Raw genomic sequence first — 14,557 nt, forward strand, 5'->3', positions numbered from 1 at the left:
TCTTCATTTAGGGGATATGTAAATGCATTTCCTGACCATTGTATTAAAAATTCTTCGGAATCAATCCAACCTATTAATTGTTTGAAATCAGACTTTTTAAAGGACTCTAGTTTAATCATTTTTATGCTCCTTTCGTAAATTATACTTTATAACCCCAAACTTATTTCTATATAAAGAATATATTCTCCTTTATATGAAAATAAAATAAAGCCATTCAAAAGAATGGCTTTACAAAAAAACATAGCCCAATTATGCCATGTTTCTTATGTTAATAATGCTTCAATCGCTTCAATTTTACAAACTGAAATAATTACTGTAACTACCCCAGCACTATTAGCAAGCTTTACAACATCACAAGTGACTGAAGAAACAGTTCCTGCATAATTATTACTTCCTGTTGTAATACGCACTGATCTGTTTACTAACTTTCTCAGCTCATCTCTAATTCCTTGTACACAGCAACAGTCACATGCCTTATTTTGCTCTTCATGTTCTTTTTTACACTCTTCAAAAACATCCCAACAATCATCCTGTTTGCCTGAACACTGTTTACATGAACACTTTTTTCTAGAATTACTATAACGAGATCCCAAAATCTCACCCCCTAGTCATTTCTATTAATATAGTATGTCCACTAGCTTCAAAGTGTACGAGGCAAAAACATAGAAAAGAAAAAACAAACACATGTACTAAACTATCCTGTATACATAAAAACTGACCTCTAATTATTAGAGGTCAGTTCACATTATACATGCTTTAATTTTATAATTTACTAGACTGCAACCCCTGAATAAACGGAACTACCTCAGGATTCACAAGTGATGATAAATCGCCTAATTCTTTTCCTAAATAAGCGGCTTTAATAACGCGTCGCATTACTTTAGAATTACGTGTTTTCGGTAAATCTTCTACAACGTGAATATCTTTTGGACATAATGCTTTTCCAATATGAGAGTTTACTAAACTCATTAATTCTTTCTTTAACTCTCCTGTGAATGTTACATTGTCCCTTAATACAACAAAACAATGACAAACTTCACCTTTTACATCATCAGGTACACCAATCGCGGCAGCTTCTATGACATCATTATGCTTCACTAGAATAGATTCATATTCTGCGGGTCCAATACGTTTCCCAGCAATGTTTAACGTATCATCTGAGCGCCCTGTAATAATATATTGTTCACCATCATAAATCACCCAGTCACCATGAACCCATTTATTTTCAAAACGTGACCAATATGTATTCACATATCGCTCATCGTCTTCCCAGAAACTCTTCGTCATACCAACCCAAGGTTTCTCTAAACATAATTCTCCAACTTCATCACGAATTGGATTCCCTTGATCATTGAGTACAACCGCTGCCATTCCTGGTAAAGATGCATTGAAACTAATCGGTGCAATTGGTTTAATTAGAACGTTCCCGAAAATCCCACCTGAAATTTCAGTGCCACCTGAATAGTTACAAATTGGTACATTATTTTTTCCAACTGTTTCAAATAGCCACATCCAAGGGTCTGGATTCCAAGGTTCACCTGTTGATGCGAATACTTCTAAACTCTTAAGTGAATGTTTATTTACATACTCATCGCCTTTTGCCATTAATGCACGAATTAATGTTGGTGATATACCGAGATGTGTAATTTCATATTTATCAACTGTCTCCCATAAACGATCTGCCTCCGGGAAGTCTGGAACACCTTCGTACATAACCATCGTCGCTCCATTAATGAGAGAACCGAATAGTAAAAATGGCCCCATCATCCATCCCATATCAGTTACCCATAATACTCGGTCACCCTGTTTTATATTCATTCCAAACCCTGCATCAAATGCTGCTTTCAAAGGGAAACCAGCATGAGTATGTACGGTCCCTTTCGGTTTTCCAGTTGTACCTGATGTATAAATGAGCATTAACGGATCGTCACTATGCATTTCTTCAGCATGTACAAATGGCTTTTCTTTTTCTAACGTACTCCATGAGAAATCATAATCATGCGGTGTAAAATCATTTCCTGCGTGGCGCACGATAACGACTTTTTCAACAGTTGGACAATGCTCACAAGCTTTATCTACTTCATCTTTTAATGAAACAATCTTACCTCGGCGTGAAAAACCATCTGCAGTAATGATCATCTTTGATCCTGCTGCTTGCACGCGTGTCATGACTGCATCAGACGCAAATCCTGAGAATATTGGTGAAATAATTGCTCCGATTTTCATTACAGCTAGCATCGCAACAACTGTTTCTGGAATCATTGGCATATAAATTGTTACTCGGTCGCCTTTTTCAATACCCGCATGTTTCAAACCATTTGCAACGCGACTTACCCAGCTGTCAAGTTCTTCATATGTAAATGATTTTGAAGTTCCATTTTCCCCTTCATACTGAAGTGCTGGTTGTGTTCTTGTTTCATCATCTGCAAGCCAGCGTGATAAAACTGACTCTACAACGTTACATGTTCCGCCATTATACCACTGTGCAAACGGCGTACCATTTTCTAAATCTAGCACTTCTGTATAAGGTTTCATCCATTGATACCCAACTGCTTTCTCAGCTTCTCCCCAAAACCAAGCTGTTTCTTCAATAGATTTATTATAAAACGTTTCATAATCTTCATAACCCAATGACTTCATCCAACCATATAAACGTGTTTTTTCTTTATACTCTTCTGTTGGAAACCAAACTGCTTGTCTCAATGCTTTCCCCTCCTTGACTTTTTGAGCAAGAAAGCCCTAAATAGGGCTTTTAAACTGGATAAACAGGATGTTTACGATCCGTAAATACTTGATATTTACTCATATACATTTCGAATCTTCCTTTTAACTCTTCTCTTAAATTGTTTGGATGAACAATACCATCAATGACCATCTCTGATGCTAAATGGTAAATATCAATATCTTTCTTATACTCTTCGCGTTTTTCAGCAATGAAGCTATCACGCTCTTCTTCTGGTAAAGCTGCAATCTTATTTGCATATACAGCATTAACCGCTGCTTCTGGACCCATTACCGCAATAGAAGCTGTCGGTAATGCAAGACAACAATCTGGTTCAAAGGCTGGGCCTGCCATTGCATATAAACCAGCACCATATGCTTTACGAACAACGATAGAAATTTTCGGTACAGTTGCTTCACTCATTGCAGAGATCATTTTTGCACCGTGGCGAATAATACCAGCACGCTCTACTTTTGTACCAATCATAAATCCAGGTACATCTGCAAGGAATAATAATGGAATATGATATGCATCGCATAAATTAATAAACTTCGCTGCTTTATCAGCTGAATCGTGGAATAATACGCCGCCTTTCATACGCGGTTGATTTGCAATAATACCAACAGGCTTACCATCAATACGTGCTAAGCCTGTAATGAGTTCTTGAGCAAATAATTTTTTCACTTCATAGAAAGAACCTTCATCAATAACCCTATTAATGAGATCTTTCATATTGAAAGGAGCATTTTGATTTTCTGGAATGATTTGTTCTAACGTTTTTTCGAATTGTTTCGGTTCTTGAGGTGTAACCAATGGAGTCTTTTCTAAGTAGTTGTTTGGAAAATATGAAATGTATTGTCTTGCTTGTGTAATCGCATCTTCTTCTGTTTTACATAAAACATCTCCGCATCCTGATACAGAGCAATGCATACGAGCTCCGCCCATCTCTTCTAAAGTTACCTTCTCACCGATAACCATCTCAGCCATACGAGGAGATCCTAAATACATAGATGCGTTACCTTCTACCATCATGACAACGTCACAAAAGGCTGGAATATATGCACCACCAGCTGCAGAAGGTCCAAATAATAAGCATACTTGAGGAACTTTACCTGATAATTTCACTTGATTGTAGAAGATTCTTCCTGCACCACGGCGCCCTGGGAACATTTCTACTTGATCAGTAATACGTGCCCCAGCAGAATCAACTAAATAAAATAACGGAACACGTAATTTTTCTGCCGTTTCTTGAATACGTAAAATCTTTTCAACTGTTCGTGCCCCCCATGATCCTGCTTTTACCGTTGAATCATTTGCCATCACGCATGCAGTACGACCATGTATTTTACCCGTTGCCGTTATAACACCATCAGCTGGAAGACCTGTTTGTTCACAATTTGCAAATAATGCGTCTTCTACATATTCACCATTATCGAATAATAGAGCTAAGCGATCTCGAACGAATAGTTTTCCTTTTGCTTTGTTTTGTTCATGGTATTTTGGTGCACCGCCTTGTTTAATCGTTTCAACTCGTTCTTCAAATGTATTCGATTGTTGTTTTTGGTCTAACATATTTACTCCCCCTTATACATTGGTGTGCGTTTTTCCTTGAATGCTTGTAATCCTTCTAATCTATCTTTCGTATGGATTACACCTTCATACGCTTGTTTTTCCATTTGTAATCCGGTATGTAAATCAACTTGAATACCGTTTGAAATTGCTTCTTTTGCTAATCGAACAGCAATAGGACCATTACTAGCAATTTTCTCTGCCATTTCAATCGCTTTCTCTTCAAGTAAATGAGCTGGTACAACAAATTCTACTAAACCATATTCTTTTGCTTCTTGCGCCGAAATACGTCTTCCTGTATAAATTAATTCTTTCGCTCTACCAGCACCAACTAATCTCGGTAAACGCTGTGTACCACCTGCTCCTGGTATAATTGCAAGTGTAGTTTCAGTAAGACCAAGACTTGCTGATTCAGCCGCAATTCTAAAATCACAAGCTAAACTTAATTCCGTACCACCACCAAGTGCGATGCCATTTATAGCAGCAATAACTGGCTGTGGTAATTGTTCAACCATTTCCATAGTAGTGCGAATCATACTAACAGCATGACGAACTTGTTCTTCATTCATGCCAGCACGTTCTTTTAAATCAGCTCCGGCACAAAATGCTTTTTCACCAGTCCCTGTTAAAATAACTACACGAGTATTTGACTCTTCACTTATTTGAGTTAATATGTTTTGTAACTCTTCTAATAACACTAAAGATAATGAGTTTGCTTGACTTTCACGATTTAATGAAATCTTTACAACGTGAGGTGTTACATAATCAACTGAAATGTTTTGCAATTGTAGCATCTTCTCACCTGCTTATCGTTTTATGTTGAAGCGCTCTATACACATGACTCGGTAATTGGATATTTAATTTACTTTGAATAAATTGACTTGCTCTCAATAACTTCTCTTCATCAATATTCGTTTGGACCCCTAACTTATGGAGCATATGAACTAAGTCATCAGTTGCAACATTACCTGATGCTCCCGGTGCATATGGACAGCCCCCAAGACCACCACAAGAACTATCAAATGTTGCAATACCATATTCTAAAGACTTAACTACATTCGCCAGAGCCATTCCGTACGTATTATGGAAGTGCATTGCAAACTGTGAAGCATCATATTTCTTTAATAGATGCTCCAATACTTGCTCTACTTGTAACGGATTTGCTACACCAATCGTATCACCAAGAGATACTTCATAAATGCCATATGAAAATAGTTGATTACATAATTCGTCAACTGCTATGACGCTTATATCCCCTTCATAAGGACATCCAAATACAGTAGAAACATAGCCTCTTACCTTTTTACCTTCAAATAACGCCTGTTTTGTTATATCTTCAATGACAACTAATGCTTCTTTAATGGATTTATTAATATTACTTTTATTATGAGATTCACTTGCTGATAAAAAAACATTCACCTCATCTACATTTTGCAAAAAAGCTCGTTCCAAACCATTTTGATTTGGAACAAGCGCTGCATAAGTAACATTAGGATCCCTTTTCAGCTCAGAAAACACATCATTTGCATCTGCTAATGCAGGAACCCATTTAGGGTGAACGAATGAGGAAACTTCAACGTACGATAATCCCGCCTCTGTAAGTAGTTGAATCCATTTTACTTTATCTTTTGTGCCAACAATCTTTTTTTCATTTTGTAAGCCATCACGTGGCCCGACTTCTTTAATGACAGCAAAATTAGGTAGTTTCAATTCGCTTCCCCCTATATCTCCCTATTCAATTTCTAGTAATACATCTCCTTCATTTACAAAATCGCCTTCTTGCACATTAATTTTCATAACTGTGCCAGCTTCTTCTGAAACGATTGGAATTTCCATTTTCATAGATTCCAAAATGACGACATCCTGCTCTTCCTCTACTGTATCTCCTACTCCTACAACAATTTTCCATACATTTCCTGCCATCGATGCATATACTTTCGTCATCATTTTTTCCCCCTTAATATTGTTAAACCTTATTTTTTAACAAGTTGTTTCGTTACAAAACCCGTTGTATAAATACCACTTTTGAACACATCATCTTCCAATACTTGAATTAGCATTGGCGTGTTCGTTTTAATACCTTCTACTTTTAATTCTTCTAAAGCATCATGTAATTTAGAAATTGCTTCTTCACGATTTTCACCATGAGCAATGACTTTCGCAATCATTGGATCATAGAAAGGTGTAATTGTTACTTGATTCTCCAAAAAGTGATCAATACGTACATTTGTTGGAAGTGTTAAATCTGTAATTTTCCCCGGTGATGGGAAGAAAGTTTTCGGATCTTCTGCATAAATACGTGCCTCGATGGCATGACCACTGCGTTTTACATCATCTTGTGTAAACGATAATTTCTCACCATATGCAATTAAAAGTTGTTGTTCTACAAGATCTAAACCAGTAATTTCTTCAGTAACTGGATGCTCTACTTGTAATCTCGTATTCATCTCTAAGAAATAGAAGTTCTTCTGATCATCTACTAGAAACTCAACTGTACCTGCATTTGTATATCCTAGAGCTTTGGCAGCTTGTACAGCAACTTCACCCATCGCTTTTCGCGTACCTTCATCTAAAAATGGTGAAGGTGCTTCTTCAATTACTTTCTGATTTCGGCGCTGTACGGAACATTCACGCTCCCATAAATACACTGTGTTACCATGTGTATCTGCTAAAAGCTGAATTTCAATATGGTGTGCATCTGCAATATAGCGCTCTAAATACATTTCTCCGTTACCGAAGAAGTTTTGCGCTCTTGTTTTGTTACTTTCAAATGCTTTGGTGAGCGTTTGCTCAGTTTCCATCAACTGCATTCCAATGCCTCCGCCGCCTGCGGATGCCTTCAGCATTAATGGATAACCAATCTGTTTCGCAATTTCAATTGCTTCTTCAGCAGTTTCAATATTTGTAGTAATACCTGGAACTACTGGGACATCTGCAGCTTGCATTGCAATACGAGATTCGATTTTACTTCCCATCTTCGTTATGATTTCTTCTGATGGTCCGATAAATACAATTCCTTCTTCTTTACAGCGAACCGGAAAAGACGGATTCTCTGATAATAAACCATACCCTGGATGGATTGCTTCAGCATTTGTCTTCTTAGCGATTTCAATAATTTTTTCAAGGTTTAAATAGCTTTCTTGGACACGCGGTCCACCTACTAAGTAAGCTTCATTTGCCATTTTTACATGCAGGGCATTTTCATCAGCCTCAGAATAAATAGCAACAGTGCGAATGCCAAGTTTTTGACAAGTTTTCATAATACGAACTGCGATTTCCCCGCGATTAGCAATTAATATTTTTTGAAACATAGTGATTCCTCCTTTTTATCTACATCCTAAATGTCTAGCAATTACGAGACGTTGAATTTCAGAAGTTCCTTCACCAATTTCTAATAGTTTTGCATCACGAATATGTCGTTCTACTTCATATTCACGCATATAGCCATATCCACCGTGAATTTGTACCGCTTGATTTGCAATACGACTAGCAGCCTCAGATGCGAAAAGTTTTGCCATAGCCGCTTCTTTACCGAAAGGTTTATCGTTATCTTTTAACCAAGCTGCTTTATGTACTAAATTACGCGCAAGTTCTACTTCAGTCGCCATATCAGCTAATTTAAATTGAATCGCTTGGAAATTAGAGATTGACTTTCCAAATTGTTGACGTTCTTTCGCATATTGCAGTGCACGTTCAAATGCAGATTGCGCAATACCAACAGCTAATGCTGCGATTGAAATGCGTCCTCCATCAAGTGTATATAAGAATTGTTTAAATCCTTTATTTACATCACCAAGAATATTTTCTTTCGGTACACGTACACCATCCAGTACGATTTCACATGTATTAGAAGCACGTACGCCCATCTTATCGTAAGGGCTTGAGATTGTTAATCCTTCACTAGTAGTCGGTACGATAAATGCAGAAATACGTTTTCTACCATTCTCTTCAATACCGTTGACAGCGGTTACAATAATTGTATTTGCATACTCTGCATTTGTAATCCAACACTTCTCACCACTAATTACATATTCATCGCCATCTAATACAGCTTTCGTTTGTGTGCCGCCTGCATCAGATCCAGCGTTCGGCTCAGTTAATCCGAAAGCACCTAACGTTTTACCTGATGCCATCGGAACTAAATATTTCTGTTTTTGTTCTTCTGTACCGAAATAATAAATTGGAGAAGCACCTAATGAAATTGTTGCAGCGTAACTTAGTCCTGTGCCACCACAAGCACGACCAATTTCTTCAACTGCTAGCGCGTACGATACAGTATCGCCACCTGAACCTCCATACTCTTCAGGGAATGGGATGCCTAATAATCCTAGTTCGCCCATTTTTTGAAATGTTTCATATGGAAATTCCGCAGTTTTGTCATAATACACAGCTTTCGGTGCGATTTCCTTTTCAGCAAAGTCACGTACCATTTCTTTAATCATTTGTTTTTCGCGAGTTAGAGTAAATTCCATTCCGCTACACACCCCTTATCGAATATTGAGTTTCGACAGCGTGCGAGTTTCTACTACAAACATTACGAATTAAAAGACAAAAATATTAGTTAGATAATTGCTATAATTCTGTCATAACTTAATTTTAAAACAGATTCTGTACTAATGCACAAAAAAATTCCTACATTGTTCTACAACAACATAGGAGTTTTCTTGTCGGATTATGTAATTTTATGTTTAATAATCTCTACCTTTACCTGAATCTGAAATTTCTACTAAAGCTTCAGGATATGGTTCGAAATATGTTTGTCTTAATAAATACTTTTCATCAAATCGAAGAGCCCATGATTTTAATATTGCAAGTAAGCTACTAAGCGGAATTTTCTTTTCTATATACTTTTGTATTAAATTTAAAAAATGATCTTTTTCTTGTTTTTTCAACTTTGTTTTAAAGTATCCAAAAATATGCTCACATACATTTACATTCGATGTATAGCGGGGTGTGCGCATAAGTAATTCATATAAAGTCTTCTCATAGTTTTCAAATACAACTTCGATCGTTTCATTTTTTTGATTTGCAATAATACGCCCTAATTCCTTTTGTTTCACCTGATTATATGCCATAAATAAATATTTATTATCCGACTGAAACGATACGAGGTCTTTCATATTTTTATTATGTTTAATCATCTTGTAATATGCGATCGTAAATAACCTTGTAAAGAAATGCTCTCTAATAATAAAATTCGACAATCTGCCTTCTTCTTCAATTGGAAGATGCGAAAATTTTTTTATTACTGCTCCACCAAATAAGCCTGGTCCCTTTCCCTTTGCTGGCGCTTTTTCAAAACCAGAATAAATTTTCACATCACGCGTACCACAACTTGGCGAGCGATTCTTTAAAATAAAACCATCCACATCCGATATCGTTTTTAAAAATTCATTTGAAAATTGCTCCATTTTTTCAGTGACGTCTTCTCGTGTCGACGGTTGTACAAGTTTATTCAAACCGTTTTCTTCTACAATTCGTATCGTTTCACGAGGAGTCCCCAATCCAATCTCGACTTCTGGACAAACAGGTATAAATGTAACAAATGGCTGCAAATTTCGTATTGTTACATCCGGAATCATCTCTCCATTATAACGACAAGCATCAAATTCTAAACATTTACTTACGACGATTGTAGGTTTTGCAAATTGCCGCATTTCATTACCTCCATGGTATCAATCCATACAATATAAATTGTACTGATATTAGTTTCTTAAGCAAAATCTGTTTATATTGATTATTTTTATAATAACTATAAATTTAATGCTATATCAACTGCAATTCAAATCTATTTCGTATATGTATTAGCAAGTTCTTGTACAACCTTGTTAATACTTTTTTGTCTAAACACAATCCATCTTTACTAGCATATTTACAGATTTCTTCCTCTCCTCTATACATTTAAATTAAAATAAGTCTTAATACGAATTTTAATCCCAAGTTATTTGGAATATATTCTTTATATTTGTACATTATAGACTGAGAAAGTATTACTTGTAGTTAGGGTGTTCCAAATGAATTTTAGAAGCCTACTTTCTTTATTACGGAACATTTTCAGAAGCATTTTTTCTTTGGTAAAAAACATTTCAAAAAATCCATTCAGTTTAAGGAGGCATATTAAAATGGGAGTATTAAGTGGTAATCCTCAAAATGAACCAATGCATTACGGAGAAGTCTTTGCAATTTGGAGTTATCTTGCAGGAGCACAAGGTGCAATTGCTGGTTACCAAGTTCTTGTCAATCATACTGGAGACGAGGACTTAAAAAAGTTTTTAGAAAATCTTATAGAAAATGATATCCAATCAGAAGTTGAAGAACTAAAAAACTTGTTAAAATCAAACGGTGTGGCATTACCACCAGCGCCTCCAGAACGTCCAGTTGCATCTATTGAAACAATCCCTCCTGGTGCTCGTATTAATGACGCAGAAATTGCAGCTAAAGTTTCTATGGATCTTGCTGCTGGACTAGTAGCATGTAGCCAAGCAATGGGACAATCACTTCGAGAAGACGTAGGAATGATGTTTGGACAATTCCATATGAAAAAAGCACAAGCAGGTGCTACTTTACTACGATTAAATAAGAAAAAAGGTTGGGTTATTCCTCCTCCTTTACATGTTCTTCAATCTGATCAAGCATAACATGGCGTAAGCGGTTAACTTTTGTTAACCGCTTCATTATATTTACCTGTCCGTTTAATAACGGAAATTAAAGATAGTTCTAATAACTTTAACTTTATGATTTAGATACTGTGGTACGTATAATGTACAAAAGTACTGGAGAAATTAATACATAAGAAAGGAAGGGAAAACCATGAAGAAGAATTTATCATCTATTTTAAGTGTTTTAGCACTATCTTTTATGTTTTTAGGTACATCTGCACAAGCTGAATACGATGGAAATAATATGAATAGAGTTAATAACACTGACATTTCAACTCGAGTTAATGACAATAACTTTGACAGAGTTAATAATGATTTGAGAACTCGAAATGTAAATACGACAAATGATTTAAATGATAATCGTGATAAAAATAATAATTGGGCTTGGCTCGGTTTATTAGGACTAGCAGGATTATTAGGTCTTAGAAGAAGAGACAAAGAAACACGTTAATTTGGAACATTTTTAGTAAACAAGTACTTATTTATCAAAAATATATAATGAATATAAATCGCCTTTTTAAAGGCGATTTATTATTTTTTAAATGTAAAATATGTAATTTAAGATTAAATTCGTGGCGTTATTCCAAACAATATAAATTGAATCGTATGTTCAATTTCCACATCATCATCCCATTTTTCTTCAGGCAATAATAAAAAACGTGTTAATAGTAGTCCTAATACAGCTGATAAAGTAAGTCGTAATACAGAGGTTGGGGGTATTTCAATAATCTCTCCTTCCTCTTGAAATTTTACAATTAACTTTTTAAAATGGGAAAGCAATTCTGTTTCTACTAAATGTTGTATTTCATTTTTCAATTCTGGCTGAAATGGCACTTCTTGAATTAATATCTTTATCATTGGAAAATGCTTTTTTGCAAATTCAAAACGATTATGAATAACAACTCTTAGAAGCCCTTCATATGATTCATACTCCGATTTAAATATCTCCTTTGCGAAAGCTTGTACGAAAAATGGTGCAGCAAACTTTGTTAATGTCGGCATGACGACTGCTAACAATAAATCTTTTTTCGTTTTATAGTAGCGGAATATTGTTCCTTCCGCTACACCAGCACGCTTTGCAATTTCACTTGTTGAAGTGGAAGCATATCCTTTTTCTCCAAACATATCAACAGCTGCCTCTAATATACGCATTTGACGTTCATTTCGTTTATCCGTATTTGTTGCAGCAATTAATTCTTCTAGCCAATCCTTCTTCATCTATAATGCCCCTTTGTATCATCATTATATTTTTCGATGTTTCTTTAATGCAAATACATTTCCTATTGTAAATAATACTGAGAAAAATAGTAAAACAGTTAAATCTAATGCAATCTCTGTAAATCCTTGATTTCGAATCATCACTTGTCTCATTGCGTCAGCACCATATGTGAGCGGGAATAATTTCCCTAACATTTGAAGCCACTTATTCATAGATTCAATTGGAAACAGCCCAGAAAAGAAAATTTGTGGCACGATGACAAGCGGTATAAACTGAATCATTTGAAATTCATTATTTGCGTATGCTGATAAAAACGTCCCTAAAGTTAATGCTGTTAAGGAAAGCATGCATGTAATAAGTAGGGTTAGCCATATAGAGCCAGCTACATACAAGTCTAAAATATAAACTGAAAAACTTACAATTATAATGGATTGTATAAATGCAAAGATCCCAAAACCAATAATATATCCTACAACTATTTCCCATCTTTTAATTGGAGTCGATAATAATCTTTCTAAAGTACCACTTAAACGTTCTCTTACGAAAGAAACTCCGGACAATATAAATACAAAGAAAAATGTAAAGAAACCGATTAATACAGGACCAAGCCCATCAAACATTGTAAAGTCTTTAGAGCCATGTAAATAATTTACTTCAGGCTTCATAACTGATACATCATTCTTTTCTATGCTCTTTTGTAAAACTTGAAGCACAGCACGATTTTTTGACGAATCACTACCTTCTAATACAATATTCATTTTTCCATTTTCTAAACGAAATACTGCATCTATCTTTTGTTTTTCCAGCTCAGACATTGCCTTTTCTTTACTATATTCATAAATTGACGCTTCCTGATTTTTCATCACTTTTATTACCTGAGCGGGCATATCAACAACTGCGATATGTGGTACATAGTCTTTTTGTGTAAACACTAGCGATAATAACCAAAGTAATAACATAGGTGCTCCGAACATCATCGCTAGCGAACGCTTATCTCGAAAAAATTGGCGAATAATACGAATGATTACACCGATAACTCTCATGATAGAGCCACCTCTTCTAACAAAAAGACATCTTCAATCCGTCCTGATGATACCCGCTTTTTCAATTCACCAGGTGCTCCAATCGCAACTAGCTTTCCTTCTCTAATTAACCCTAGGCGTTCACAAAATTCAGCTTCGTCCATAATGTGTGTCGTTACAATAATTGTTGTGCCTTTCTTTTTTAGATTATAAAATTCTTTCCAGATTGTTTTTCTAAGAAGTGGATCTATTCCCACTGTTGGCTCATCTAAAATTAATATTTCCGGTTCATGAAGAAGGGCTACCGCTAATGATAAACGCTTCTTCATTCCGCCTGAAAAATGCTGCACTTGTTTTTTCATATGTTGTGATAATTGAACAAGGTCAAAAACCTCTGCAATTCTTTCTTTTTTATACTTTCCCTTTAATCCGTACATCGTTGCCATAAAATCTGCATTTTCATATGCTGATAATTCTTCGTATAATGCATCAGCCTGAGCCATATAACCAATTCTTTTCATTACATTTAAATTAGGCATGTTCGTGTTGTAAACAAACACTTCACCTTCCTTTGCCTCATTAATACCTGCAATCATTTTAATTAGCGTTGTTTTACCTGAACCGGAAGGCCCAACCAAACCAAAAATCTCTGCTTTTTCTACTTGCAATGAAATGTTATGCAGTACTTCTTTTTTTCCAAAACTTTTGGATACATCTTGCAAAATAATTGAAGATTGTTGCATTCAAAATCCCCCTTTTTAACGAAATGAGTGAGTACTCACTTTTATTTTATTCTTGCGTAATTATATGTCAAACTTTATTGATTAATATTCATTTTCAATCAACAATTTTAAACAATGAAACAGAGTCGACATTAGAATATCATTTCTTAAAGTCGACTCTGTTTCATTTAAACTATATATTTTTCTTTATGTTTTTAAATTCATATACTTCCTAATTCTAGCAACGTCTAAAGAATATTCGATAACTAATTGCTGTAACGGTAAAATCACTGTGTCGGGATATAAATGTGCATATTGTAATGTTTCCGCATATTTTTCTAATCTTTTTTCCAAGTACTTTATAATTTGATCAGGATGACTTACTAATAAACATTTACAATAATAATGTATTTGTTCCTCAATCGCCGTATACTCTTCAATTTCATATTCTTTGTGCATGTGTACACCCCTTTATGTTTTTATACAGATTCTTTATCACAATTTTCACTCGACTAATTTTTGAGTTTTTTGATTATTTACACTATAACAAACTCTTCGGGTCAAATTTTGTTACTTTATGTAACGTAGAAAATTTTTAACAAAATTGTAATGTTAACTTGTACAGAATATAAAGTGAAACTTTA

General features: G+C 35.2%; 15 protein-coding genes and 1 pseudogene. 2 read left to right on the forward strand and 14 right to left on the reverse strand.

Annotated features, from left to right (window positions below):
• The 10 genes and pseudogenes from KI369_RS29535 to KI369_RS20500 all read right to left on the reverse strand — a co-directional run.
• Nucleotides 1-143, reverse strand: a pseudogene (locus KI369_RS29535) (GNAT family N-acetyltransferase); the annotation flags it as partial.
• Between the two features lie 120 nt (nt 144-263).
• Nucleotides 264-593 carry an exosporium protein ExsK gene (gene exsK / locus KI369_RS20460; protein ID WP_000535709.1) on the reverse strand — a complete coding sequence of 110 codons (330 nt, stop codon included), beginning with the start codon at nt 591-593 and terminating at the stop codon, nt 264-266.
• A gap of 169 nt (nt 594-762) precedes the next feature.
• Nucleotides 763-2,703 (reverse strand): AMP-binding protein, encoded by a 1,941-nt coding sequence (locus KI369_RS20465; protein ID WP_212957197.1) that lies wholly within the window; start codon nt 2,701-2,703, stop codon nt 763-765.
• Nucleotides 2,704-2,752: 49 nt separating this feature from the next.
• On the reverse strand, nt 2,753-4,294 hold the full coding sequence (locus tag KI369_RS20470; RefSeq protein WP_212957198.1) for an acyl-CoA carboxylase subunit beta: 1,542 nt from the start codon (nt 4,292-4,294) through the stop codon (nt 2,753-2,755).
• 2 nt (nt 4,295-4,296) lie between these two features.
• Nucleotides 4,297-5,085, reverse strand: coding sequence for an enoyl-CoA hydratase (locus tag KI369_RS20475; protein ID WP_212957199.1), 789 nt, complete (start codon nt 5,083-5,085; stop codon nt 4,297-4,299).
• 4 nt (nt 5,086-5,089) lie between these two features.
• On the reverse strand, nt 5,090-6,001 hold the full coding sequence (gene mvaB / locus KI369_RS20480; protein WP_212957200.1) for a hydroxymethylglutaryl-CoA lyase: 912 nt from the start codon (nt 5,999-6,001) through the stop codon (nt 5,090-5,092).
• Nucleotides 6,002-6,022: 21 nt separating this feature from the next.
• Nucleotides 6,023-6,238 carry an acetyl-CoA carboxylase biotin carboxyl carrier protein subunit gene (locus tag KI369_RS20485; RefSeq protein WP_001985297.1) on the reverse strand — a complete coding sequence of 72 codons (216 nt, stop codon included), beginning with the start codon at nt 6,236-6,238 and terminating at the stop codon, nt 6,023-6,025.
• A 26-nt stretch (nt 6,239-6,264) separates the two neighbouring features.
• Nucleotides 6,265-7,602, reverse strand: coding sequence for an acetyl-CoA carboxylase biotin carboxylase subunit (locus KI369_RS20490; RefSeq protein ID WP_212957201.1), 1,338 nt, complete (start codon nt 7,600-7,602; stop codon nt 6,265-6,267).
• A 15-nt stretch (nt 7,603-7,617) separates the two neighbouring features.
• The gene (locus tag KI369_RS20495; RefSeq protein ID WP_000397279.1) at nt 7,618-8,763 is read right to left on the reverse strand and encodes an acyl-CoA dehydrogenase; all 1,146 of its coding nucleotides are present in this window, start codon (nt 8,761-8,763) and stop codon (nt 7,618-7,620) included.
• A gap of 216 nt (nt 8,764-8,979) precedes the next feature.
• Nucleotides 8,980-9,948 (reverse strand): YbgA family protein, encoded by a 969-nt coding sequence (locus KI369_RS20500; protein ID WP_212957202.1) that lies wholly within the window; start codon nt 9,946-9,948, stop codon nt 8,980-8,982.
• 465 nt (nt 9,949-10,413) lie between these two features.
• Here KI369_RS20500 and KI369_RS20505 point away from each other — a divergent pair, with 465 nt between their 5' ends.
• Nucleotides 10,414-10,929: a DUF3231 family protein gene (locus tag KI369_RS20505; RefSeq protein WP_212957203.1), complete on the forward strand. Its 516-nt coding sequence runs from the start codon at nt 10,414-10,416 to the stop codon at nt 10,927-10,929.
• Nucleotides 10,930-11,101: 172 nt separating this feature from the next.
• Nucleotides 11,102-11,401 (forward strand): WGxxGxxG family protein, encoded by a 300-nt coding sequence (locus KI369_RS20510; protein ID WP_212957204.1) that lies wholly within the window; start codon nt 11,102-11,104, stop codon nt 11,399-11,401.
• 113 nt (nt 11,402-11,514) lie between these two features.
• Here the strand turns inward: KI369_RS20510 and KI369_RS20515 are convergent, their stop codons facing one another.
• The 4 genes from KI369_RS20515 to KI369_RS20530 form a co-directional block, all read right to left on the reverse strand.
• The gene (locus KI369_RS20515; protein ID WP_212957205.1) at nt 11,515-12,168 is read right to left on the reverse strand and encodes a TetR/AcrR family transcriptional regulator; all 654 of its coding nucleotides are present in this window, start codon (nt 12,166-12,168) and stop codon (nt 11,515-11,517) included.
• Nucleotides 12,169-12,192: 24 nt separating this feature from the next.
• Entirely contained in the window at nt 12,193-13,212 is a 1,020-nt protein-coding gene (locus KI369_RS20520) for an ABC transporter permease (RefSeq protein ID WP_212957206.1), read from the reverse strand.
• Nucleotides 13,209-13,934 carry an ABC transporter ATP-binding protein gene (locus tag KI369_RS20525; RefSeq protein ID WP_212957207.1) on the reverse strand — a complete coding sequence of 242 codons (726 nt, stop codon included), beginning with the start codon at nt 13,932-13,934 and terminating at the stop codon, nt 13,209-13,211. The genes KI369_RS20520 and KI369_RS20525 overlap by 4 nt, the downstream gene beginning before the upstream one ends.
• 186 nt (nt 13,935-14,120) lie before the next feature.
• Nucleotides 14,121-14,372 carry a hypothetical protein gene (locus KI369_RS20530; protein WP_000548621.1) on the reverse strand — a complete coding sequence of 84 codons (252 nt, stop codon included), beginning with the start codon at nt 14,370-14,372 and terminating at the stop codon, nt 14,121-14,123.
• Nucleotides 14,373-14,557 lie beyond the last annotated feature (185 nt).

It is taken from the genome of Bacillus sanguinis (assembly GCF_018332475.1).
In the GTDB taxonomy this organism is placed as follows: domain Bacteria; phylum Bacillota; class Bacilli; order Bacillales; family Bacillaceae_G; genus Bacillus_A; species Bacillus_A sanguinis.

Coding starts and splice junctions, on each gene's coding strand:
- KI369_RS20520 (WP_212957206.1), bottom strand. CDS start 13,212: ATGAGAGTTATCGGTGTAATCATTCGTATTATTCGCCAATTTTTTCGA.
- KI369_RS20485 (WP_001985297.1), bottom strand. CDS start 6,238: ATGATGACGAAAGTATATGCATCGATGGCAGGAAATGTATGGAAAATT.
- KI369_RS20530 (WP_000548621.1), bottom strand. CDS start 14,372: ATGCACAAAGAATATGAAATTGAAGAGTATACGGCGATTGAGGAACAA.
- KI369_RS20495 (WP_000397279.1), bottom strand. CDS start 8,763: ATGGAATTTACTCTAACTCGCGAAAAACAAATGATTAAAGAAATGGTA.
- KI369_RS20470 (WP_212957198.1), bottom strand. CDS start 4,294: ATGTTAGACCAAAAACAACAATCGAATACATTTGAAGAACGAGTTGAA.
- KI369_RS20490 (WP_212957201.1), bottom strand. CDS start 7,602: ATGTTTCAAAAAATATTAATTGCTAATCGCGGGGAAATCGCAGTTCGT.
- KI369_RS20475 (WP_212957199.1), bottom strand. CDS start 5,085: ATGCTACAATTGCAAAACATTTCAGTTGATTATGTAACACCTCACGTT.
- KI369_RS20515 (WP_212957205.1), bottom strand. CDS start 12,168: ATGAAGAAGGATTGGCTAGAAGAATTAATTGCTGCAACAAATACGGAT.
- KI369_RS20505 (WP_212957203.1), top strand. CDS start 10,414: ATGGGAGTATTAAGTGGTAATCCTCAAAATGAACCAATGCATTACGGA.
- KI369_RS20525 (WP_212957207.1), bottom strand. CDS start 13,934: ATGCAACAATCTTCAATTATTTTGCAAGATGTATCCAAAAGTTTTGGA.
- KI369_RS20500 (WP_212957202.1), bottom strand. CDS start 9,948: ATGCGGCAATTTGCAAAACCTACAATCGTCGTAAGTAAATGTTTAGAA.
- KI369_RS20510 (WP_212957204.1), top strand. CDS start 11,102: ATGAAGAAGAATTTATCATCTATTTTAAGTGTTTTAGCACTATCTTTT.